This is a genomic window from Novosphingobium sp. TK46, assembly GCF_055361525.1.
The window spans coordinates 3727015-3750238 of the sequence record NZ_CM143963.1 but is presented as its reverse complement, the minus strand read 5'-3'; the positions used below and the strand labels follow the sequence as shown (position 1 = coordinate 3750238).

The 23224-nt window shown below is 62.9% G+C and carries 19 protein-coding genes; 13 read left to right on the top strand and 6 right to left on the bottom strand.

Annotation, left to right across the window (positions count from 1 at the left end; all coding sequences use genetic code 11):
* The first annotated feature begins 120 nt into the window (after positions 1-120).
* Genes ACXJ1Z_RS17870 through cobJ form a run of 4 tightly spaced genes read left to right on the top strand, consistent with a single transcriptional unit; the run spans position 121 to position 3378 of the window.
* Positions 121-1251: a ferredoxin-like domain-containing protein gene (locus ACXJ1Z_RS17870; protein WP_463778524.1), complete on the top strand. Its 1131-nt coding sequence runs from the start codon at positions 121-123 to the stop codon at positions 1249-1251.
* Positions 1251-1880, top strand: coding sequence for a precorrin-8X methylmutase (locus tag ACXJ1Z_RS17865; protein WP_463778522.1), 630 nt, complete (start codon positions 1251-1253; stop codon positions 1878-1880). Before ACXJ1Z_RS17870 ends, ACXJ1Z_RS17865 begins: the two co-directional genes overlap by 1 nt.
* Positions 1877-2629, top strand: coding sequence for a precorrin-2 C(20)-methyltransferase (locus ACXJ1Z_RS17860; RefSeq protein WP_463778520.1), 753 nt, complete (start codon positions 1877-1879; stop codon positions 2627-2629). The genes ACXJ1Z_RS17865 and ACXJ1Z_RS17860 overlap by 4 nt, the downstream gene beginning before the upstream one ends.
* Positions 2626-3378 carry a precorrin-3B C(17)-methyltransferase gene (gene cobJ, locus ACXJ1Z_RS17855; RefSeq protein WP_463778518.1) on the top strand — a complete coding sequence of 251 codons (753 nt, stop codon included), beginning with the start codon at positions 2626-2628 and terminating at the stop codon, positions 3376-3378. Before ACXJ1Z_RS17860 ends, cobJ begins: the two co-directional genes overlap by 4 nt.
* Here the strand turns inward: cobJ and ACXJ1Z_RS17850 are convergent.
* Positions 3354-4103 (bottom strand): cobalt-precorrin-6A reductase, encoded by a 750-nt coding sequence (locus ACXJ1Z_RS17850; protein ID WP_463781290.1) that lies wholly within the window; start codon positions 4101-4103, stop codon positions 3354-3356. The genes cobJ and ACXJ1Z_RS17850 overlap by 25 nt on opposite strands.
* Between ACXJ1Z_RS17850 and cbiE the strand changes: the two genes are divergently transcribed.
* Genes cbiE through cobF form a run of 4 tightly spaced genes read left to right on the top strand, consistent with a single transcriptional unit; the run spans position 4102 to position 7221 of the window.
* The gene (cbiE, locus tag ACXJ1Z_RS17845; RefSeq protein WP_463778516.1) at positions 4102-5310 is read left to right on the top strand and encodes a precorrin-6y C5,15-methyltransferase (decarboxylating) subunit CbiE; all 1209 of its coding nucleotides are present in this window, start codon (positions 4102-4104) and stop codon (positions 5308-5310) included. The genes ACXJ1Z_RS17850 and cbiE overlap by 2 nt on opposite strands.
* A complete protein-coding gene (locus ACXJ1Z_RS17840) occupies positions 5292-5672 on the top strand; it encodes a cobalamin biosynthesis protein (RefSeq protein WP_463778514.1) in 381 nt (126 codons plus the stop codon). Before cbiE ends, ACXJ1Z_RS17840 begins: the two co-directional genes overlap by 19 nt.
* Positions 5669-6454 carry a precorrin-4 C(11)-methyltransferase gene (gene cobM, locus ACXJ1Z_RS17835; RefSeq protein ID WP_463778513.1) on the top strand — a complete coding sequence of 262 codons (786 nt, stop codon included), beginning with the start codon at positions 5669-5671 and terminating at the stop codon, positions 6452-6454. Before ACXJ1Z_RS17840 ends, cobM begins: the two co-directional genes overlap by 4 nt.
* The gene (gene cobF / locus ACXJ1Z_RS17830) at positions 6451-7221 is read left to right on the top strand and encodes a precorrin-6A synthase (deacetylating) (RefSeq protein WP_463778511.1); all 771 of its coding nucleotides are present in this window, start codon (positions 6451-6453) and stop codon (positions 7219-7221) included. The genes cobM and cobF overlap by 4 nt, the downstream gene beginning before the upstream one ends.
* A 69-nt stretch (positions 7222-7290) precedes the next feature.
* Here cobF and ACXJ1Z_RS17825 read toward each other — a convergent pair whose 3' ends face one another.
* Entirely contained in the window at positions 7291-9867 is a 2577-nt protein-coding gene (locus ACXJ1Z_RS17825) for a TonB-dependent receptor (protein ID WP_463778510.1), read from the bottom strand.
* A gap of 416 nt (positions 9868-10283) precedes the next feature.
* Positions 10284-11870 (bottom strand): alpha,alpha-trehalase TreA, encoded by a 1587-nt coding sequence (gene treA / locus ACXJ1Z_RS17820; protein WP_463778508.1) that lies wholly within the window; start codon positions 11868-11870, stop codon positions 10284-10286.
* A 283-nt stretch (positions 11871-12153) separates the two neighbouring features.
* Between treA and ACXJ1Z_RS17815 the strand changes: the two genes are divergently transcribed.
* Together ACXJ1Z_RS17815 and ACXJ1Z_RS17810 are read left to right on the top strand one after the other, a co-directional pair.
* Positions 12154-13917: an aspartyl protease family protein gene (locus ACXJ1Z_RS17815; RefSeq protein WP_463778507.1), complete on the top strand. Its 1764-nt coding sequence runs from the start codon at positions 12154-12156 to the stop codon at positions 13915-13917.
* Positions 13918-14362: 445 nt separating this feature from the next.
* Entirely contained in the window at positions 14363-16633 is a 2271-nt protein-coding gene (locus ACXJ1Z_RS17810; protein ID WP_463778505.1) for a TonB-dependent receptor, read from the top strand.
* 109 nt (positions 16634-16742) lie between these two features.
* Here the strand turns inward: ACXJ1Z_RS17810 and ACXJ1Z_RS17805 are convergent, their stop codons facing one another.
* The 3 genes from ACXJ1Z_RS17805 to ypfJ form a co-directional block, all read right to left on the bottom strand.
* Positions 16743-16952 carry a hypervirulence associated TUDOR domain-containing protein gene (locus ACXJ1Z_RS17805; RefSeq protein WP_463778503.1) on the bottom strand — a complete coding sequence of 70 codons (210 nt, stop codon included), beginning with the start codon at positions 16950-16952 and terminating at the stop codon, positions 16743-16745.
* Positions 16953-17070: 118 nt separating this feature from the next.
* A complete protein-coding gene (locus ACXJ1Z_RS17800; RefSeq protein WP_463778502.1) occupies positions 17071-17763 on the bottom strand; it encodes a hypothetical protein in 693 nt (230 codons plus the stop codon).
* A gap of 4 nt (positions 17764-17767) precedes the next feature.
* A complete protein-coding gene (ypfJ, locus tag ACXJ1Z_RS17795; RefSeq protein WP_463778500.1) occupies positions 17768-18640 on the bottom strand; it encodes a KPN_02809 family neutral zinc metallopeptidase in 873 nt (290 codons plus the stop codon).
* A 237-nt stretch (positions 18641-18877) separates the two neighbouring features.
* On the opposite strand from ypfJ, the gene ACXJ1Z_RS17790 reads away from it, so the two are divergent.
* The 3 genes from ACXJ1Z_RS17790 to ACXJ1Z_RS17780 all read left to right on the top strand — a co-directional run bounded on the left by ACXJ1Z_RS17790 (position 18878) and on the right by ACXJ1Z_RS17780 (position 23217).
* Positions 18878-20440: a M28 family peptidase gene (locus tag ACXJ1Z_RS17790; RefSeq protein ID WP_463778499.1), complete on the top strand. Its 1563-nt coding sequence runs from the start codon at positions 18878-18880 to the stop codon at positions 20438-20440.
* A gap of 68 nt (positions 20441-20508) precedes the next feature.
* Positions 20509-21969 (top strand): IMP dehydrogenase, encoded by a 1461-nt coding sequence (gene guaB / locus ACXJ1Z_RS17785; protein ID WP_463778497.1) that lies wholly within the window; start codon positions 20509-20511, stop codon positions 21967-21969.
* 72 nt (positions 21970-22041) lie between these two features.
* The gene (locus ACXJ1Z_RS17780) at positions 22042-23217 is read left to right on the top strand and encodes an RsmB/NOP family class I SAM-dependent RNA methyltransferase (RefSeq protein ID WP_463778496.1); all 1176 of its coding nucleotides are present in this window, start codon (positions 22042-22044) and stop codon (positions 23215-23217) included.
* Positions 23218-23224 lie beyond the last annotated feature (7 nt).

Here is a 23224-nt window from a genome sequence, read left to right as displayed (position 1 = left end):
CTGCCGGCAAGCCCCCGCCATCGTCGCCGTAGGTGTGTGGAGGTTGCCGGTGTTCATGTCGTGCAGGGTTCCGCCAAGCGTGTCGCCTGCGTTTGCAGCCCACGGGCGGCGTAAAGCGCGGTGAGCGACTTTGCGATCAAGGGATGGTGCCCTGATGCCTGGCACCCGATGATGGCGGGCGATGGCCTGCTGGTCCGGATCAAACCGCCGCTTGGCGTGCTGACGCGCGAGCAGGTTCTGTCTGTGTGCGAGGCGGCGCAGGCACACGGCAGCGGCGCGATCGATCTGACCCGGCGCGCCAACCTGCAGCTTCGCGGCATCGGCGCGGAGGGCTGGGCCGCCATGATCGAACGACTGCTGGCCGGCGCACTGATAGATCGCGACCCGATCCGCGAGACCCGTCGCAACGTCATGGTCGCACCTGATTGGCGGGCAGGCGACGACACGCACCGCATCGCCAGCGAATTGCTCGGACGGCTCGATGAGCTACCCGACCTGCCGGGCAAGATGGGGTTCGTCATCGACGCCGGAGCAACCTGCACCCTGCGCGAAGAGCCGGGTGATTTTCGTATCGAGCGCGGGGAGGGCGGCCAACTTATTCTGAGAGCAGATGGTCGGGATCACGGCATTGTCATCGCGGAGGGGCAGGAAGTCGCTGCACTCTTTGCCCTGACGAGATGGTTCGTGGCGAGCGGCGGCGCGGCGGCGGGACGCATGGCAAGACACGATCCAGTGCTTCCCGCCTGGGCCACCGGAAACATCGCCCCATCGCGCCAGCGTCAGCCTATTGCGCCAGGCCATCACGAGCTGGGCAGTGCCTATGGTTTGGCCTTCGGACGTATCCAGGCCGATGAACTCGCAGCAGCTATCACACAATCGTCGGCAGTGGCGGTCCGCTTCACGCCTTGGCGCGTCGTTTTGTTGGAGGGTGTTTCGATCGGAGCCATAGCGGGTCTGTTGGACGATCCGCACGATCCGCTGCTCCATGTCGATGCCTGTCCCGGGGCACCAAGCTGTCCGCAAGCTACCGTGGTCACGCGGGATCTTGCGCGCCGTTTGGCCCCGCTCGTCGCAGGACGGCTGCACGTGTCGGGTTGCGGCAAGGGTTGCGCGCGGCCGGGGCCGGCGGACATCACCGTGACCGGTCGCGATGGACGTTACGACCTTGCCACCCAGGCGCGTGCCGGAGCGCCCCCCTCCCACACGGCACTCACCCAAGATGAAATCCTGCGCCAGTTCGGAGCTTCCTGATGCCGCATGTCTATGAAACCGATGGCGCCGCGATCTATCGCAAGTCCTTCGCCATGATCCGAGCCGAGGCCGAACTGGCTCGCTTCGACAAGGACGAGGAGCCTGTCGCGGTGCGGATGATCCACGCCGCCGGGATGGTGGAGCTTGGCCCCCATATCCGTTTCTCGCCGGGTTTTGGGGTGGCGGCGCGGACCGCATTGAACGCCGGGGCGCCGATACTGTGCGATGCGCGCATGGTGTCAGAGGGGATAACCCGCGGCCGGCTTCCCGCGGGCAATCCGATCGTATGCACGCTGCATGATATCCAGGTGCCGGACATGGCGCGTCGGATGAGCAACACCCGCTCGGCCGCCGCGCTGGAGTTATGGCGCCCGCATCTCGGCGGCGCGGTGGTGGCCATCGGCAATGCGCCGACCGCACTGTTCCATTTGCTCAACATGCTGGAGGATCCCGCTTGTCCTCGGCCGGCAGCGATCGTCGGCTGTCCGGTCGGCTTCGTCGGTGCGGTTGAATCGAAAGCCGCCTTGTGGGCGAAGCAACCGGTGCCTTGCTGCATCGTCGAGGGACGGCTTGGCGGCAGCGCCATCACCGTCGCCGCCATCAACGCGCTGGCGAGCCGCGCCGAATGAGCCTGGTCTCTCTTGCCCCTTCCGTGCCTTGCGGAACGATACACGGTGTTGGTCTGGGGCCCGGCGCGCCCGACCTGCTGAGCGTGCGGGCCGATCGGCTGGTTCGTGGCGCTCGCCACGTCGCCTACTTTCGCAAGGCTGGCCGGCCCGGACAAGCCCGTCGTATTGCGGAAGGCATGCTGCGTGCGGACGTGGTCGAGATCGCGATGGAGTATCCAGTCACGACCGAGATCCCGCTGACCGATCCGCGCTACAACGCGCAACTTTCGGCGTTCTACACTGAGAGTACCGAGCGGATCGCGGCGCTTGCCCGCGCCGGCGATGACGTCGTCGTACTGTGTGAGGGCGATCCGTTCTTCTACGGCTCGTTCATGCACCTGCACTCGCGATTGTCGGGCGTGGTGCCGGTCAACGTGGTGCCGGGCATCACCGGCATGGCGGGCGCGTGGAACGCGACAGGGGTGCCGATTACCTGGGGCGACGACGTGCTGACAGTCGCCATGGCTACCTTGCCCGAAGACGAGCTGGTTCGCCGTATCCGCGATACCGATGCTCTGGTAGTGATGAAGATCGGTCGTAACCTACCCAAACTTCGTCGCGCCGTCGCCGCTGCCGGGCGTGAACAGGCCGCCTGGCTGGTCGAGCACGCGGCGATGCCCAACCAACGCGTCACTCCGCTGATAGAGGCAGAAAACGTCACGCCTTACTTCTCGATCCTGCTAATCCATGGGCAGGGGCGCCGGCCATGATTCCCGGCTGGCTAGCCATTGCCGGCTTGGGACCGGGAGATGATGCCCTGGTGACGCCGCAAGTCAGCACGGCGCTGGCAGAGGCGACCGACGTCATCGGCTATATTCCTTACGTGGCGCGGGTTCCCGCGCGCGAGGGGCTGACACTTCACCCATCGGATAACCGCGTCGAACTCGATCGCGCCACCCATGCGCTGCGGCTGGCGGCCCAGGGGCGCCGCGTGGTGGTGGTGTCTTCGGGCGATCCCGGCGTCTTCGCGATGGCGTCCGCGGTGTTCGAGGCGCTCGAAGCAGGGGACGCGGCTTGGCGGGAACTGGACATCTGGGTGCTACCCGGCATTACCGCCATGCTTGCCGCCAGCGCGCGGGCCGGGGCACCTCTGGGTCATGATTTTTGCGCTATCAACCTGTCGGACAACCTCAAGCCGTGGGCGCTGATCGAGAAACGACTGCGGCTGGCGGCCGAAGCCGACTTCGCGATGGCGTTCTACAATCCACGCTCGAAAGCTCGGCCCGAAGGATTTTCGCGCGTGCTGGATGTGCTGCGCGAAGCGTGCGGTCAGGATCGCCCGATCCTGTTCGCCCGGGCGGTGACCACGCCGGACGAGGAGTTGCGCGTGACGACGCTAGGCGCGGCACTGCCCGAAATGGCGGACATGCGCACGATGGTCATCGTCGGCTCCAGCCAGACCCGGATCATCGAACGTGTGACAGGTCCAATCCTTTACACTCCGCGTTCGGCTTCATGACCCAGCCAATTGAGCACGTCTCGCGGATCGTGAACTACGTGGCGCGGCGGCAGCATAGGCCGCTGGATCATCAGCACCGGCAGGCCAAGGCGGCGGGCGGCGATCAGCTTTGCCTCGGCGCCTCTGCCGCCTGCATTCTTGCAGACCACCAGTTCGACGCCATGGTCGCGCATCAGCTGCTCGTCTCCTTCGGCGGTAAATGGTCCGCGATCCACCACCAGTGTATGGCGCGGGAGTTTTGGTGGCTGGACGGGCCAATCGACGAACCGCAGCAAATAGTGATGCTGTGGCTGACAGGCGAAAGCCTCGACGTGCATGCGCCCCAGCGCCAGCATCACCCGCAGCGGCGGCTTGGCGAGCGCGGCGGCGGCATCGGCAATGCTGGGTACATGGGTCCAACGATCGCCGGCTACCGGCTCCCAGCCCGGACGGGTCAACGCGATGTGCGAAATGCCGGCAAGTTTCGCCGCCTCGACGGCGCTCACACTCATCGTCGCGGCGAAGGGATGCGTCGCGTCCACCAGGTGTGTCACGCGGTGAGACCGCAGATAGTGGACCAGCCCTTCAACGCCGCCAAATCCGCCGATCCTGATGGGAACGGGTTGCGCGCGCGGAGCTTCGGTCCGTCCGGCGTAGCTCAACGTCGCCACGATGCCGCAGGCGGCGAACAGCTGCGCCAGCGCACTGGCTTCGGTCGTACCGCCCAGCAAAAGGACGTTCGGCATGGCTGACACGGCATCTTCGGCATGGCTGACGATCATCGGCGTGGGAGAGGATGGCGCCGAAGGTTTGTCAATCGCAAGCAAGATTGCTCTGGCAGCGGCCGAGCTCATCATTGGGCCGGCGCGGCACCTCGCGCTGTTGCCCGCATTGTCCTGTCCGGTCATCGAGTGGCCGGTGCCGTTCGCCGATGGCCTGCCCATGCTCATGGAGCGCCGTGGCCGGCGCGTCGTCATGCTGGCATCGGGAGATCCGTTCTGGTTCGGCGCCGGAACCAGCGTGACGCGACATCTGAAACTGGGCGAGTGGATCGCTCATCCTTCGCCATCGACGTTCTCGCTCGTGGCCGCGCGGCTGGGCTGGGCGGTGCAGGACGTATCGTGCCTGGGGCTTCACGCCGCGCCCTTGCAGCGGCTGCGCCCCGAACTTTGCCCCGGACGACGTGCGATCGTACTGCTGCGCGATGGCGAGGCGGTCGCGACTTTGGCCCGTTATCTGACCGAGCAGGGCTTCGGCGCATCGACGTTGCATGTGCACGAGGCGCTGGGCGGCCCGCGCGAGCGTATGCGCAGCGTCAAGGCGGCAGCCTTCGTATGGGGCGACGTCGCTCATCCGGTCGCGGTGGGTATCGACTGCGCCGGTGAAGGTGATGTTCTTCCACGCAGCGCCGGACGCGCAGACGGCTGGTTCGCATCCGACGGTCAGATCACCAAGCGTCCGGTGAGGGCGCTCACGCTTTCGGCATTGGCGCCACGTGCGGGCGAACTGCTATGGGATATCGGCGCGGGGTCGGGGTCGATCGCCATCGAATGGCTGCTGAGCCATCCCGCGAACCGCGCCTGTGCGATCGAAGCGGACCCATCCCGTGCCGATCGCGCCCGGGCAAACGCCGCCGCACTCGGCGTCGATCGCCTTGAGATACTCAACGCCCGCATGCCCGATGGCTTGCCCGATGGTCCGCTACCCGATGCGGTGTTTATCGGTGGCGGTCTGTCGGAACGACTGCTGGAAGTGCTGTGGGCCAGGCTTACTGCGGGCACCCGCCTCGTCGTCAACGCCGTGACGCTCGAGTCTGAGGCTTTGCTGATCCGATGGCATGGGCTGCGGGGCGGGGAACTGCTTCGTATCGAACTGGCCGATGCGGTTCCGCTTGGTACCCGCACCGGCTGGCGATCACGCTATCCCATCGTGCAATGGAGCACCGTTCTGTGATCGTGGCAGGCTTCGGCTTTCGCAAGGGCGCGGCACTGGCCTCGCTGCTTGCCGCGTTCGAGCTGGCGCAAGAGGGAGAGGGGCAGGTGACCATGCTTGCCACCGCGCAGGATAAGGCCTCGGCCTTGCTCTCGCTTGGCGAGGCGCTTGGCCTGCCTGTCGCCGGCGTCTCCCCCGATCGCCTTACCTCGATCCCGACGGCTACGCGCTCTGGTCCGAGCATGAGCGCGCGCGGTACCGGCAGCGTTGCGGAAGCTTCGGCGCTTGCCGCTGCCGGTCCCGGATCGCGTTTGGTGACGACGCGCCGGATCTCGGCCGATCGCATGGCGACTTGCGCCATAGCCCAAGGACTTTCGACATGACGGTTCATTTCATCGGCGCAGGCCCCGGTGCGCCCGATCTGCTGACGCTTCGTGGCCGGGATTTGATCGCCGCCTCGCCGGTATGCCTTTATGCCGGCTCGCTGGTCCCGCAGGCGGTGCTCGCACATTGCCCGCCCGGGGTGCGGATCATCAATACCGCGCCGCTCGATCTCGACCAGATCGTTGCCGAAATCGCCGCCGCGCATGCCGCCGGGCAAGACGTGGCGCGCCTGCATTCGGGTGATCTTTCGGTATGGTCGGCGATGGGGGAGCAACTGAGACGACTACGGGCGCTGGCGATCCCGTTTTCGATCACGCCCGGTGTGCCCGCATTCGCCGCCGCCGCTGCGGCGCTGGAGAGTGAGTTCACCCTGCCCGAGGTCGCGCAATCCCTGGTGCTGACACGCACGCCGGGGCGGGCCAGCACGATGCCGCCCGCCGAAAGCCTGGCCAACTTCGCGATGACCGGCGCGACCCTGGCAATTCACCTGTCGATCCACAATCTGGCGAGCGTGGTCGCCGACCTGGCACCTCGATATGGCCATGATTGCCCGGTTGCGGTTGTGTGGCGTGCGAGTTGGCCAGACCAGCGGATCGTTCGCGCGACGCTGGCGACGATCGAGCAGGCGGTTGCGGGTTCCATGGAGCGTACCGCGATGATCGTCGTCGGGCGCGTGCTGGACACGCCGGATTTCGCCGAGAGCAGCCTCTACGCACCGGGCTACGACCGTCGTTTCCGCCCCCAGGATGCAGCCTCGCCCTTCGCGGGCAGCGGTGAATGAGCATGCTCGCGCCGCAAATAGCGCTGGACCTCATCGGCATCGGTACCGGGAATCCTGACCACCTTACCGCACAAGCGGTGGCGGTAATGAACCGCGCCGATCTGATCCTGCTGCCCCGCAAGGGCGATGCCAAGTCCGACCTGATCGATCTGCGTCGCCAGATCTGCGAAAGGGTTCTCACGTCCCCAGTGCAGGTGGTAGAATTTGACTTGCCAATGCGCGATGCCGGCGCGCCATATCTCGGCGCCGTTCATGACTGGCATGATGCCATCGCCGCTGTCTGGAAAGAGCAGATAGAATTGCATCTGCCGCAAGGTGGGGCGCTGGCCTTGCTCGTCTGGGGCGACCCTTCGCTTTACGACAGCACCTTGCGGATCGCAGAGCGCCTGCGGCATGGCGGGGTGCCCATCTCGGTGCGGGTCATCCCCGGCATCACCAGCATCCAGGCGCTAACCGCCGCGCACGCTATTCCCCTCAATCCCCTCGCCTCGGCGGTTACGATCACCACCGGGCGCCTGTTGCGAGAGCGGGGCTGGCCGCAAGGTGCCGAAACGGTCGTGGTCATGCTCGACAGTGGCGACGCGTTCGAGGTGCTGCAACCGCGGGGTACGACCATCTGGTGGGGTGCTTATCTGGGTATGGCACACGAAGCGCTGGTGCACGGGACGCTTGCCGAAGCGGGCCCGCGGATCACCGAACTGCGCGCTGAACTGCGCGGGCGCCATGGCTGGATCATGGACGTCTATCTGATGCGGCGTATCGATTAAGCCATCCGTCACAGCGGCGCGGGAGACATGATATCCCCCGCGCCGCACCGGTAGATCCTCGCCGGACGTTTACTGCCCGAACGCGTAGCGCAGGCGGAAACCGTACATGCGCGGCTCGCCGACCAATCCCGAGCGGAAGCTGCGCGAGGTATTGTCGTTGAGCGACACGAAGTACTTCTCGTTCGTCACGTTGGTCATAAAGAACGCCGCGTCGATCGACGAGCCGGCGATCTTCTCCCAGGTCGCGTTCAGGTTCAAAACACGCGAGGATGGGATGCGGCCACTATCGGAGTTGGCGTTGTTCAGGCCTGAGCCGGGATTGATACGCCCCGTGTTGACCGTCGTCGGTGTGCCGGCGGCCGTCAGGAACGGCTGATTGTTCGACGCATCATAGCATCCGCGCGATGCATCCGCCGCAGGGCAGCTTGGCACGACCGCTTCATAGGACGCGGTATAGACCCACGTCGCGCCGAAGCTGATGCGACCGACACTTTCGGAAAGCGGCAGGCGGTAATTGGCCGATAGGTTCAACTTGTGCGGTTGCGTGTTGGGGATCGGATCGCCGACCAGCGGTGGCGTCAGGGTCACGCCGGGGCCGACATCGGGTGCGGTGAACGCCTGGATCTTGGTGCTGAGATAGGCGTACGACGCCGACAGGACCATGCCGTCGAACGGACGCAGGTTGACGTCTGCCTCCAGACCATACAGCCGTGACTTTCCGGCGTTGGCGACGAGCGCATTGGGACGCACGCCGATCACCGCACCCAGCAAGAGCTGCTGGTCGCTGAACTTGTCGTAGAAGGCCGAGATGTTGAAGTTGCCCGGCACCGGACCCGACCAGCCCGTCTTTGCACCCACTTCGTAGTTGTCGACCTTCTCCTGATCATAGGGTTGCAGGTTGATCGGATTTGGGTTGGCGGCGCTCCGGGGGGCGCTGTCAGGCCCGAACAAGGAAAGACCACCTGCACGATATCCGCGCGACCATTTGGCGTAGAGCATGATATCTTCGATCGGCTTGTAATCGACGCCTACGGTCCATGTCGGCGCCTTGGATGTCTGCTGCAGGTTCTGGTTGCAGAACGCCAGGCGCGTTGCCGCCGGATGGGCAACACCGAAATCGGGCGCCAGCTGGTTGAGGCAGGTCGCGGTCAGGGGATTGACGCCCTGGACGTTTATGACCGCTCTTTGCTTGTCCCACGTATAGCGAAGCCCGGCGGTGAACGTTATCTCCGGCGTGATCTTGTAGCTCGCCTGACCATAGAGCGCGTAATCGGTGAATTTCGTCTTGGACAACGACATGCTGACCGGGCTGCTGATCGTGCCAAGTGAAAAGCCGGGTTGCGACACGCAGTTCAGTGCATCGATGTCGGCACAGGCGGTGCCGGTCGCTGTCTGGACGCCGGAAAAGCCCAATGGATCGTTGCGCTCCATGTAGGCGCCGGCCTGCCAGGTCAGCGCGTCACCCGCGTTTCCGGAAAGCCGCAGTTCTTCGACGAATGTGGACTGTGCGTTGGTGCGGCCATTAAAGGGATTGGCGTGGGTGAAGGCAAAGCCGGTGACTTGTCCGCCCGAAGTCACGCTGGCGGGATTTACCGACGCATTCGCCAAGTAGTAATTGCCGAAAAGGTCGATATTAGTGCGTTGGCGAAACTCACCATACGAGGCGATGTTGGTCACGGTCAGGTTGTCGCTGACAGTCCACTTGGTGGTGTTGATGATCTGCCATTGACGCAGTTCCGAAGCGGAGTCCGCAAGACGGTTCTGCACCGTGAAGAATCCGGACGAGGATTGCCTTGCAAGTTGCGCCTCGCACCGTGCCCGTGTCAACACACCGAAATTCTGGCTGCTCACGGAATCGCTGCAATCGATCAGTCGAGGAATGACGCCATTGCTGTCCGAGTGGGTGTAGTTGGCGACAGTGTAATTCTCAAGATCAGGTGTCAGCTCTGCCAGAATACTGATGCGGCCCGCCCAATAGTCGACATCGCCCATGCCATGATCGCCATGAAGCCCATCGCCCAGATTGCCGATGTTGTTCAAATAGCCGTTGCGCGTCTGGCGGTCGAGGCCGACCTTGAAGGTTTCCGCCAGCGGAATGTTCAGCACACTCTGGACCCGACGCATCTTATAATCGCCCAGCGATCCTTCGACGTAGCCTTCGAAACGGTCGGTCGGACGATTGGGGACTAATAGCACTGCACCGCCGGTCGAGTTGCGCCCTTGAAGCGTACCTTGTGGTCCTTTGAGGACCTGAATGTTCTGCAAGTCGAAGAGAGAGCCCGGCCCCGCCCCATCGCCGCCGAAGGTTCCGCCCGAGCCGCGGGGTGCCACGACATCCGCGAAGTAGACGCCGACCGTTGCCGATGTTCGCTGTTCCTGCGTGAAGCCTCGAATGGAGAAGTTGGTGCTGTCACTGCCAAAGCGGCTGTTCACCGCAAGACCGGGCGTAATGACACCAAGATCCTTGGCGCTATTGATGTTCTGATTGGACAGTTGCTTTTGGTCATAGACCGTGATGGAGATCGGAACATCCTGGAGGCGTTGCTCGATCCGCTGCGCCGTGACGATGATTTCATTGCCGGTAGTCTCCTGCGCAAACGCAGGTGTCGCCACCGTCGTGCCCAACGCGGTCGCGACGAAGAGCACGGTCTTCCGCCTTTTAATCATGCATAATCCCCCATAAATAGACTCTTAAGGCCTAATTTTATTAGCCCCACAGCGCTGCTGCCTGGCTTTTTCTACTCTAGCGACCGGAATAGTATGAAGTAAAGTGCTTCCATCGCTATTTGGAAATGCCGATAAGCTCGGGTGTCTCTCTTATGAAGCTTTGCCGCCACATTACTAACCTTGGTTAGTAATGAACTTATACTATCGGGAACGGGTTCATGAGCTCATGCTTGGCAAGATTACTGGCCGATCATGCTTTTGCAATGTCGCAATCGCGCAGCAAAAGAAAGAAGGCGTGCAGGTCCAGTAAGTCGATGTGGGGAGTGCGGGCGGAGCCCAGAAAGATACTGCCCGTCCGAGATTGGGTTATCCGCCATCGGAATCGAAACCGGCAACTAGGGTGCGGTGGCAGTCGCAGCGGCTTTCGGTGCGATTGTGGGATAGCGGGCCAGGATCGCGCTTGTCACACCGTTGGTCCACCCGAAGCCATCCTGGGTCTTATACTCTCCGCCGCCACCAGCCTTGCGTTCTTCGACGTCATATTTCTCGAGCATCTTGCCGGTTTCCGCAAATGTTTGCGCTACCGTGGTGATCCAGCGCTCGGCAATTTCCCGAGCCAGCGCGTCTTGGCCAGATCGTTCAAGCCCGGCAACCGCGATCCACTGCAGCGGCGCCCACCCGTTGGGCGTATCCCACTGCTGGCCGGTACGCAGAGGCGTCGTGCGAAGGCCACCGGGCGCCAGCAAGATGCGGCGGATGGTCATGCCGACAGCCGCCGCCTGCCGCGGCGATGTCGCCCCGACGAACAGGGGGTACACTGTCGCCGCCGAAAGGCGCGGGCTATGCGTGCCGGCAATCCGGTCCCAATCTGCAAACCGGCCTTCGCGTTCGACCCAGAAGTAGCGGTTGATGGCAGCACGTCGGTTCGCGGCCAGCCGTGCGAAGTGAGCGGCCTGAACGCCGTCTCCCGCCGCCGCGCTGCGCTTCGCTATCGACTGCTCCATCAGGAATAGGAGGCTGTTGAGGTCGACGGGGACGATGTCGGTGGTTCTGATCGTGGTGAGCTTGCTGGGATCGGCGAGCCAGCGACTGCTGAAATCCCAGCCGCTCTCGGCGCCGGCGCGTAGGTGGCGATAGACCACTGCCGGTGGACGGGTGGGATCTTCCTTCGCCGTGGTTACGTCTTCGGCATAGGACTCGTCGCGGGGCAGGGCGCGATCATCCCAATAACGGTTGAGCAGGGTGCCATCCGGCATTCGGACCACACGATCGCAGGCGCCGGTCGCATCCAGGCAACCGGCGCCCGCCATCCAGTAATCATGCTCACGCTTCAGGGCCGCTAGCCGCCGTTTCGCCAGTGTCGGATCGGTGTCCTTCGACAAGTCCAGCATCGCGGCATAGAACGGCGGTTGCGAACGGCTGAGATAATATGTCCGCATGCCATTCGGGATATGGCCATAACGTTCGATAGCTTCGGTAAAGTCGGCGATCATCGCTTCCACCAGCGGTTGTTGATCGTCAACGACGAGACCCAGCATGGTGAAGTAGCTGTCCCAATAATAGATCTCACGAAAGCGACCGCCCGGCACGACGTAAGGCGCGCTCATCGGCAGCGCTGAACTTCCGGGTGCAACCTGCCCGGGCTGGCGGATCAGGATCGGCCAGAGCGATTGGATATGTCGGCGCAGCTGATCCGCCCCATGATCGTTGATCTCCGGCACCGTGAAATTGGCGAGGACGAACGCGCGCAGCGCTTGGGACGTGGTCGGTGGATTGCGGCGATAGTCCTCCAGGATTGCGGCGGGGGCACGCTTGGGCACGGCATCGACGAAGACTTTGCCATCCGGGAAGATACGCCGTTGCTGAACATCGGCGAACAAGGCGCCGTAGATATCCTGGGGTGGTTGCTGCTGAGCCGAGATCGGACTAGCCAAGGTCGCCAAGGCCACAAGAGACAGCAACCGGGCTCGCGCTCTCTTCATGTTCGGATCCATCGGCTGTCCATGGCGAGACCAAGGATAGCCAAGAGCGCCCATCTCAACAAGTCGGCGGTGCAGGGCGGTAATTCATTGTAAGATAGCGATTTCATGGCTTCTAAAAGCATGCGCTATGGAGATCAGGTGTCGGGTAGCGGGAGTATAAAACAACAATGTCGTGATGGATTGGATCAGAACACCAATTGAAGTGGATCCTCTAGTTTCGTCTTACCTTGACGTTTCTTGATATCGAGGACTACCTTGCGATCCGATGCGTCGAGGCAAGCAAATGCGGGCTAGTCCATGGCTATGGTCGATCCTTCCCGGTATCATGGGGCTGCTCGTGTCTCAGCCTGCCGTTGCCGCCTGCAAGGTCGCAAAATTCGCGGAACTCCCGGTCACGCTCGTGGGCCGACGGGCGATGATCGACGCGAAGTTCGGTCAGCGCGATACGCGGCTCATCGTCGATAGCGGCGCCTTCTACAGCACGTTGTCGCGCGCATCGGCCGCCGAGTTCGGCTTGAAGACGGAGCCCGCGCCCGCATGGTTCCGGCTGCGCGGCATCAACGGGGATAGCTCGGCCTCGCTGACGCGTACCAAGGACTTCTCGCTCGCCGGCATCGCACTGCCGCCGGTCGATTTCATCGTGGGTGGCAGCGATACCGGAACCGCAGGACTGCTTGGTCAGAATATCCTCGCGCTCGGCGATACGGAGTACGATCTGCCGCATGGCATGGTCCGGCTGATGCGGGTCGAGGATTGCCGCTCCATGGCGCTTGCATACTGGGCGAACGGCAAGCCGTTTTCGACGATCCCGCTTGAACGCGGCAACGGTGGCTCGTGGAAGCCTCACATCATCGGCACCGTCCTGGTCAATGGTGTCAAGATGCGTGCCATTTTCGACACCGGATCGCCTACCACGATGATGACCCTCTCCGCTGCGAAACGCGCGGGCATCACCCCGCAAAGCCCCGGCGTAATGCCGTCCGGCATGACCGCCGGCCTTGGGTCGCATCGGATCGCCACCTGGCTGGCAACGTTCAGTTCCATCGATCTTGGCGGGGAGGTCGTTTCAAAGCCCAAGTTCCAGTTCGCCGACATACAGTTCGATGGCGATATGCTGATCGGCTTCGACTTCTTTCTCACCCATCGCATGTTCGTTTCGAACGCCAATCATATGCTTTACATGACCTACGAGGGTGGGCCGCTGTTCGGGCTCACGCCATCGGGTGCGCGCACGGCATCGGGTGAAAAGCTCGACCTTTCGGACAAGACCGCTGAGCCGACCGACGCCGAGAGTTTTAGTCGGCGCGGCGCCGTGTTCATGTCACATGGCAAATTCACCGAGGGGCTTGCCGACTTCGATAAGGCCGTCGCGATGGCGCCGAACGAGGGGCGCTATGTCCATCTTCGCGCGCAGGCCCGTCTTGCCAATAATCAATCGTCGCTCGCGATGGCCGATTTCGATACGGCCGTCAGCTTGCTGCCGACAAACTACGACGTGCGGCTCGAAAGAGCGCGGCTACGTCTCGCCAACCAGGACCGGGTTGGCGCTGCAGAGGACTTGAAGGCCGCGGATGCGGGGCTGGCACCCGGTTCCGATCGTCGCCTTGATCTGGCCCGCATGTACGAGAAGCTGGACGAACTGGCGCCGGCAATCGCCAACTATGGGGCATGGCTCAAGCTGCATGCGGCCGATGCCGGGCGGGAGGTGGCGTACAATGGCCGCTGCTGGTCGCGCGCCTTGCTCAATCGCGAACTCGATGGTGCGCTTGCAGACTGTAACATGGCGCTGAAACTGCGGCCGGGTTACGGCCCATATCTCGACAGTCGCGCGCTGGTGCGGTTCAGGCGTGGAGAATTGCAAGATGCGCTGGACGACTACGATCGGGCGATTCAAGTCATGCCGCGCAGCGCGTGGTCGTTGTACGCCCGTTCGCTCGTCCAAAAACGCTTGGGGATGACGGCCAAGGCGGACGAAGGTCGGAATGCGGCGATCTCCATCAACCCTGCCGTCGCGCAGAGAGCTACGAAGTACGACATAAAGGAATGAACTCCCACGAGGGGAGCCGCATGCCTGCGCAGCAATCGCGGCGATGTTTGGGGATCAGGTTCACGAACACTTGAAGTACGCATGGGCGGGCACGCGCTCGGCGTTGCGCCGCCCGGCATGATTGGCCGAACGGCTGGACGACAGCAACCGGTACGCCGCCCGAAGAGGCATTGCCCTTTCAGCTAAAAACCAAGCTTGACCGAGAACCAGCTTGATCGTTGCTCCTTACGTTGATGTGGCGTCAAAGCCACAAGAGGTGACATTTCGTTCCACCCGATATGCAGCGTCCAAATTGGTCAATAAACGGACGGCTTGTACGAGCAGGGGTCGGACCGTGAGCACCCCGCAGAGGTGCGCGTTTATGACGTCCGTGGAGGGTATTTCTATGAGGAAAAGTGTCTGGCGGGCGACATGCTCGGTTATCGGCCTTGGCGCCGTATGTTCAATGAACTCCACGAGCGCCTATGCCCAGGACGAAGCTCAAACCGACACCGGTGGTGGCGAAATCGTCGTCACGGCGCAGCGCCGTCAGGAACTTTCGCGCGACGTGCCGATAAGTGTGACGAGCCTGAGCAGCGAACAGCTTTCCACGGCGAACGTCAGCCAGTTGTCGGACACCGCACGACTGACGCCCGGCCTGCGCTTCGACAGCCAGGGTCCGGCCGTTCAGCCGACCATCCGCGGCGTGGGCACGGCGATCACCACCTCTGGCGGTGGTCCCAACGTCGGGATCTACGTCGACGGGTTCTTCCAGGCCAACACCTACCTTTCCGACTTCGATTTGCTCAACGTCCAAAGCATCCAGGTCCTCAAAGGGCCGCAGGGAACGTTGTTCGGGCGAAATACCACCGGCGGTGCCATCATCGTCTCGACCAGTGAGCCAAGCACCGAAACCAGCGCCCAAGCTGTGGTGCGATATGGCCGCTTCAACTCGGTCAAGGCGCAGGGATACGCGACTTTCGGAATCAGCGATCGGGTGGCGCTCGACATCCAAGGCTCCTATCGGCGCGGCGACGGCTATTTTACCGATGTCGCCACCGATGACGACGATGTCGGCCGATACGAGAATTGGGCCGTGCGCGTCGGCCTCAAGGCGGATCTGACCGACGACGTCTCGCTGTTGCTGCGCTGGAACCATGCCGAAACGGACGATCCAACGACGCAGCTGGTCAACGCCTACGTCGACAAGTCGGGCAAGGCCGGTTTCTTCGACAAACTCTCGCCCGTCGGGCAGGGCGTGTACGGTCGGTCAAGCTCGCAGGGTCTCCCGCTGGTCTATTACTATGCTCCGGCTGGAACATATGCGACCAAACCCGGCGACGTACTCCTCAATGCGCCGCAGAGTTTTCGTACCAATTCTGATAGTCTGCAGGCCACGATCAAGGCCGATCTCGGTTCGGTGGAACTGACCTCGTACTCGCAATATCGCAAGGATCTCTCCCCGTACTTCGGCGATCTCGACGCGACGACGTTGCCGCAGTTCAACATCTTCGTCGGCGTCAACGACGAGACGTGGAGCCAGGAGTTCATCGTCAACTCCAAGGCGGGCTCGCCGCTACAGTGGACTGCCGGACTGAACTATTTCCAGATCAAGGACACCTGGACCATCGGAGCGTCTTTCGGTGCCGCACCGTTCTCGCCCTTCGGCGGTTCCAGCACGAACACGAAGTCCTATGCCGGCTTCGTCGACGCAACCTACGAGGTAAGCCCCAAGTTCTTCGTGACCCTGGGCGGTCGCTATAGCCACGACGAGGTCGCGGACGGCTACTTCGTTGCCAACTTCACCACACCGCTGACGGGGTATACGGGTCCCGAAGGACAGAACGTCCCCTTCACCGGGCAGCCGGGGGATCGCGTTAGCGTTCCCACTTTGAAGAACGACAGCTTCACCCCACGCGCCGTGGTGCGATACAAGCCGAGCGAGGAATCGAGCGTGTATGCATCGTTCACGCGCGGCTACAAGGCGGGCATCCTCAATGTGGGCGGCTATTCGCAGCAGCCGGTCAAGCCTGAGAAGATCAACGCTTTCGAAGTCGGCTACAAGTACGAGACCCGCGCCTTTCAGGCCGATTTTGCCGGGTTCTACTACGATTACAAGAACCTGCAGGTTTCCAGCTACCAGGACGGCGCGGCGCAGATCCGCAACGCCGCCTCCTCCGAAATCTATGGCGCGGAAGCCCAGGTGCGATACAAAGCGAGCGAGGCGTTCACCGTATACGGCGGCGCCGCATGGACCCATGCCCGCTATAAGTCGTTCACCAACGCTCCCTATTACAGTTATTGCGATCCTGTGGCGGCATCGGCCATCGCCTGCACGCCACCCGCTTTGGGCGGTATAGGTGCGGGAGGACTTGTCCAAACGTCGACCGACGCTTCCGGTTTCAAGATGCAGCGAGCTCCCGAGTTCACCGGAAACATCGGCGCCAGCTATGGCCTGGATCTGGGTGGCGGGCGCCTGATGCTGTCGGGCAACCTTTATTACACGTCCAGTTTCTATTTCGATCCAGAACAACAGTTCAAGCAAAACGCTTATGAGCTGTTATCGCTCCGGGCGGAATGGACCGATCCCTCCGAGCGTTACAAAGTTGCGATCTTCGGCGATAACGTGACTAACAAGCGATACCAGACGCAGGTTCTTTTCAACACCTTGGGGACTGGAGCCGTCTGGAACTCGCCGGTGACCTATGGCATCGAGTTAGGCGCAAAGTTCCGCTGATATGATGTGAGCCTTTGGCATACGACCGTGCCGCAGATTGTCTCTTATAGCGATCTGCGGCACAATCATTGGTTCATGCCCAAACACGGGCGCGTGGTCGGTGCAAGCATCAGCCTTTCTTGAGTGCATTCGGCTTGTGAGCGGCTTCGCTGCCCGACTTGTCGCTCTTGACGATATATTGAGGATCGTCTTTGCTCGCGGCTACTTTATGCCCCTTGATCTGCGTTTCCGAAGTTTGCTTCCTGACGACTGTTCCGTGGGTCTCACCCTGGCTGGTCTCCCAAGTTACCTTATCACCTTTTTTCAGCGTCTTGGTCATAGCGGGTTCCTTATCCAAGCATCGATCATCCGACCGGTGCGTCCATCGCGGGCAGTCCGATCATTTCTTTGAAACCCGGGGGGCTTTTTTCGGTTCCGTACCTGCCCCAAGGATCAGGCTAGCGTGACGATGGCGGTGACGCTGCGGGCTGGACGACAGGCTGCGAGGTAAAAATTACAGGTGGCCTGGACGGCGGGGACGCCGATGGAGCGCTCTTCGGTTCATCCGCCCGGGGGTCGGGCAGGTTCGTATCCTCGTTCTGCCGGTGGCTTGCCGAGTAGCGGGTGACAATCGTCTCGGTGGCTGGCGAGGCCGGATAGGGGCAAGTTCTGGCCGCCCCGAGCCCCTTGAGGAACCCGCGACGAGCCATACCCGCCTGAACGGCGGATCGTATCTCACGTTCCTGACTGTTAGCGCCGGAGACCTCCCGTATCAGCGACCGGAAAGGTATCAGCCGCCCGACCGCCCATTGGGCGACGCGGCCGGTGCTCAGACGCGATCGTTCCGCCTGGGGTAGGTCGACATCCGGTCCCAGCACGGTGTCGTACTCTTCTACGGCCGCAACGATCGCTGCGCAGGTTTCCAGACCCTGCGTCGAGTAAGGACGGGTTTGCGCTTCGACCAACAGCGCGGGTATCTCCGTCCGGGTTAGATTGAGGTCGGTCATCGGGGTCTTGGCGACATCGACGACCCCCGGCTCGCGCCGGGTTATCGGCCGATCATCACCTCGCGCCAAGGCTGGTTGCGCGACGATGAGCGAGACGATCAACGACGCTATCGTACCCGTTACCGCCAGCGTGCGGACCATCATACCGTTATCGCTTCAAGTCGGCGAAGGTATCACAGGCATTGTCATCCCCGGTATCGAGACCACGCTTGAGCCATTGCATGCGCTGAGCGCTGGAGCCGTGGGTAAAGCTTTCCGGCGACACCTGCTGACCGGAATTGCGCTGCAAGGTATCGTCCCCGATCGCGCTGGCGGCATTGAGGCCTTCTTCCATATCGCCAGGCTCGATCAGGTCGCGATGTTTGGCAGCCCATACGCCGGCATAACAATCTGCCTGAAGCTCCATACGTACCTGAAGTGCGTTGGCCTGTTCGCGGCTGCCCTGTTGCTGGGCACTGTGGATCTGATCGGCAATACCCGTCAGTTTTTGGACATGATGCCCATATTCATGCGCGATGACGTAGTACCGGGCGAAGTCACCGCCGGCGCCAAGATCCTTCGCCATCTGGTCATAGAAGCTGGTGTCGATGTATATGCCCTGGTCGATAGGGCAGTAGAACGGTCCCATGGCGCTCTGCGCGGCACCGCAGCCCGATTGCGTACCTCCCTGGTAGAAGGTCAGCGTCGGCTGCTCGAACGGGATATTGGCTTTCTGGAACAGCGGCTGCCAGGTGCGATTGAGCGAATCGAGAGCGTTGCAGGCTTCGTTCGCATAGGCATTGCGCTTGCAGATCGTGTTCGCATCGGTTGCTTGCGGGCTGGTTTCAGCAGGTCCTACCTGTTGCTGTCCACCTTCGATCGCGCCGATCATCTGACCCGGATCCACACCGAAAACCACCGCGCCGATCAGCGCGATGACTAGGGTGCCACATCCGATCTTGCCGCCGCCGCCGCCCGGGAATCCCCCGCCGCCGCCTTCGCTTACACGTATGTTGCCAGGATCGAAGGGATTGAGTCTCACGCGTTCTAGCCCCCTGTTGCGGTCCGCCCGAACCCACAATGCCATGCGCCGGAGCGTCGCCCGGCCGTCAAGTCGCTCTAAGCGATCTCAGCCCGGTTTGTTCCGGATCGCCTTGCCTCGACGCGACGCTGGAAAACTGCGGCTTTTGCGCCTCAGTCGCGAAATTTTCATCATCGCCCTTGATTCATCCCTCACTTCGCCACCTAGTCGAAAGATATACGTTCGTACGTTGGATACATGACCAGGGGCATCGCGAAACTCATCGGACGGGCGGGGATGGCCGCTGCGATAGCCCTTGGCGGCTGGCTGGCGCTCGCCTCGGTTCCGAGCGTAGCGGCCACCACACGCGCCAATCGCGAGATCGAGGAGCGCCTGCGCGCGCAGATCCAGGTTCTGGCGAGCGACGATTTCGAGGGTAGGCAGCCGGGTACGGATGGCGAAGCGAAGACCTTGCGATATCTCGGCAAGGAATGGTTCGGGATTGGTCTGGTATCCGGAACGAATGATCCCAGCCACGAGTGGTTCTCACCCGTTACGCTGATTGCGCGCACACCGGCCGGGTTCGCCGCCCGGTTCTCTCGCAAGGGCAAGCGCTTGATCGCATCTGAGAGCCAGATGTTAGTGCTCACATCGGGCAAGCGTAGTCTGGTCCGCGAAGCGCCTTTGCTGTTCGTCGGCTACGCCCGGACGCAGGAGTTCACCCGCAACGAGCTTGCCGGTCGGGTGGCGGTAATGCTCGATGGACCGACTTCGCAGCAAGGTATCGAGACAAGCGCGCGGCAGAACCAGCTTCTGGCTCAGGGAGCGGCCGCGGTACTGACGGTGCTGGACGCCGATCGCACGCTTGAGCAAGTGGTCGCACATCGGCAACGCACCGGCTACGCACTGGGCGATGATACGATCGGCGGCGATCTGGAAGGCTTCATCAGCCGCAGCGCCATGGCGGATCTGCTGAAGGGCGGGGGTGAGAGCCTGGATCAGCTGTCTCAGAAGGCGGTTCGGCCAGGTTTTGTGGCGGTGCCGCTTGACCTTGCGGTCACGCTCGAGGCGACGACCCACGAGACAACCATCCGCACGCACAACCTGATCGGTAAACTTCCCGGGCGCCACCCGGAAAGCGGCGCGGTCCTGCTGGTCGCTCATTGGGATCACTTCGGCATTTGTGCCAAGCCGCCCGCGAAGAACCTGATCTGCAATGGTGCGATCGACAATGCCAGCGGGGTGGCGGCACTGACGGAAGTAGCGGGTCGCCTTTCGCGGGGACCGCAACTGGATCGTGACGTGTATTTCCTGGCCTCGACAGCGGAGGAACTGGGTCTGCTGGGAGCGCACGCGTTCGGCGAAAATCCCCCGCTGCCGCCAGCGCAGATAGTTGCGGCGTTCAACATCGACAGTGTCGCGATCGCACCACACGGAACTCCATTCGCGATCGTTGGCCGCGGGATGACCGCTCTGGATGCGCAGATAGAAAAAGTTGCCCGGGCCGAACGGATGGAGCTCGTGCCGGGTGATGCCGCCAATGAATTCGTCAAGCGGCAGGACGGCTGGGCCTTGCAGCAACACGATATTCCTGCCGTAATGGTAACCACCGCCTACGGTCGGCTCGATCTGATCCGCGCCTTCTTCGATGGCCCTTACCACAAGCCGAGCGACGATCTCTCGCGACCGCTGGAACTGGGCGGAGCGGCGGACGACGTGCGGATGTTGACCGCCCTGACGCGCTGGTTCGGCGACGCGCGAAAGGTGGCGCTGCCCGTTCCAGCACCTGCGGGGGGGCTAACCGCGACGCCAGCGAAATGATGCCCTAGCCGGGCGGCTTCGCCTTGTTTACATGGGCCGCCACGAATCCGCATCGGAGATTGGCGCTTATGGATATTTCGCTCGGGCTTACTTTCGACGATGTCCTCCTGCGCCCGGCGAAGTCCGACATCGTACCCAACCAGGCCGACACCCGAACACAGTTGACCAAGACCATTGGTCTGAACATCCCGGTGATCTCCTCGGCGATGGACACGGTGACCGAGCACGAGATGGCGATCGTCATGGCCCAGATGGGTGGTATCGGCGTACTTCATCGCAACCTGACGATCGATGAGCAGTGTGCCGCCGTTCGCAGCGTCAAGCGTTTCGAGAGTGGCATGGTGGTCAATCCCATCACGATCTCGCCCAACGCTACTCTGGGTGATGCGCAGGCCTTGATGAGCCAGCATCGCATCAGCGGCATTCCCGTCGTCGAGCAGCCCGGCGGCAAGCTGGTCGGCATCCTGACAAACCGCGACGTGCGTTTCGCCGCCAACCCCTTACAGCCGGTGTCCGAGCTGATGACGCACGACAATCTTGCGACTGTCGGCTTGGGTGTCACACAGGAGGAGGCGCGGCGGCAGTTGCATCAGCGCCGGATCGAGAAGTTGCTGGTTGTCGACAACGATTTTCGCTGCATCGGTCTGATCACGGTGAAGGATATCGAGAAGGCCGTCATGTATCCCAGCGCCACCAAGGACGCGGCCGGCCGTCTGCGGGTAGCCGCAGCGACCACAGTGGGCGACAAGGGTTTCGAACGTACCGAGGCACTGCTGGCAGCCGAGTGCGACGTCATCGTCATCGACACCGCGCACGGTCACAACGCCGATGTCGCGCGCGCGGTGGAGCGGGTGAAGAAACTTTCCAATTCTGCGCAGGTCATCGCGGGCAACATCGCAACCGGCGAGGCGGCGCGCGCGCTGATCGATGCCGGTGCCGATGCGCTCAAGGTCGGTATCGGACCGGGGTCGATCTGCACCACGCGCGTGGTAGCCGGTGTCGGTGTGCCGCAGCTGACCGCGGTGATGGAAGCCGCCGAGGAAGCCGACAAGTCGGGCGTGCCGGTGATCGCGGATGGCGGCTTACGCACTTCGGGCGACGCCGCCAAGGCGCTCGCCGCCGGGGCCTCGACGATAATGGTTGGCTCGATGCTGGCAGGAACCGAGGAGGCCCCCGGTGAGACGTTCCTATACCAGGGGCGCTCCTACAAGTCGTACCGGGGGATGGGCTCTGTCGGTGCCATGGGACGGGGCTCGGCCGACCGCTATTTCCAGGGTGACATCAAGGACCAGATGAAACTGGTACCTGAAGGCATCGAGGGTCAGGTTCCCTACAAGGGGCCCGCGCGCGAGGTGATCCACCAGCTCGTCGGCGGCATCAAGGCCGCCATGGGCTACACCGGCTCACCCACGATCGACGCGATGCGGCGCAATTCCAAGTTCATCCGCATCACCGGCGCGGGCCTGCGCGAAAGTCACGTCCACGATGTAACCATCACGCGCGAGGCGCCAAATTATCCGACGCGCTAAACCCATCGTGATCGATTGTGAAACGCAGCGGTCGTCGGAGAATTGTCCGGCGGCAGGCGATGCCGCAAGGTCATGACACCATCCGCGCGGGTCCAGGCCGCGATCGACATCCTGGACCTGATCATTTCTTCCGCACGGGCAAACGGTGCCCCTGCCGATCGCATCGTCGCCGACTGGTTCAAGGCCCGTCGATTTGCCGGCAGCGGCGATCGGCGAGCCGTGCGCGCGTTGGTTTATCGCGCGATACGCTGCTGCGGCGAGGTGCCCGCCAACGGTCGTGCCGCGATGCTGCGGTCGGTACGTGATGATCCGGCGTTGGCAGCGCTCTTCGACGGGTCAGCGCATGCGCCCCCTGCGATCCTCGCAGGAGAGGCGGTCGCCAGCGGCGGCATCGCACCTGCATGGTTGATCGACGCGCTGGCGCAAAGCGGCATCGTCGACGCCGAAGCCGCCGCCTTGCTGGATCGAGCCCCTCTGGACGTCCGAGTGAATACGCTTCGCGCGGATCGGGCCAGGTTGCCCGAAGGGGCGGAGCGAACGGCCGCAGCGAACGGATGGCGGTATCCCTTCGGTACGCGTGTCGAAGATTCTGCCGCGTGGCGCGAAGGCGTTATCGAGGTGCAGGACACAGGTTCGCAACTGGCCTGCGAGATGGTTGCGGCACAGCCCGGCGAAACCATCGTCGACCTTTGCGCCGGCGGTGGGGGCAAGACCCTCGCGCTGGCCGCAGCGATGGATGACACCGGTAGCCTGATAGCCACCGATACCGATCGCAACCGGCTGTCGCGTCTGGCGCCGCGAGCCGACCGCGCCGGCGTCACCATGATCGCGACCCGCCTGCTCGATCCCGGTCGCGAGCGTGACGCGCTGGCCGACCTGCTTGGCGGGGCGGATGCGGTCCTGGTCGATGCGCCTTGCTCCGGCACGGGCACTTGGCGCCGTAATCCGGAAGGGCGTTGGCGCCTGACGAGCGAGCAGCTTGGCCGCTACGTCGCTGTGCAGGAACGCTTGCTGGATCTGGCGGCGGCCCTGGTAAAGCCGGGCGGCAGGTTGGTCTATGTCACTTGTTCGCTGCTGGACGCCGAGGGCGCCAGCCAGGCAGCGCGCTTCGTCGATCGGCATCGAAACGCCTGGGAAGCCACCCCCTTGGCGATGCCTTTGGGGGCACCCCGCGGCATCGGCACGCGGCTATCGCCTTACCGTGATGGTACCGACGGCTTTTTCATCGCGCGGTTTCGCGCGCTGTGATAGCGAT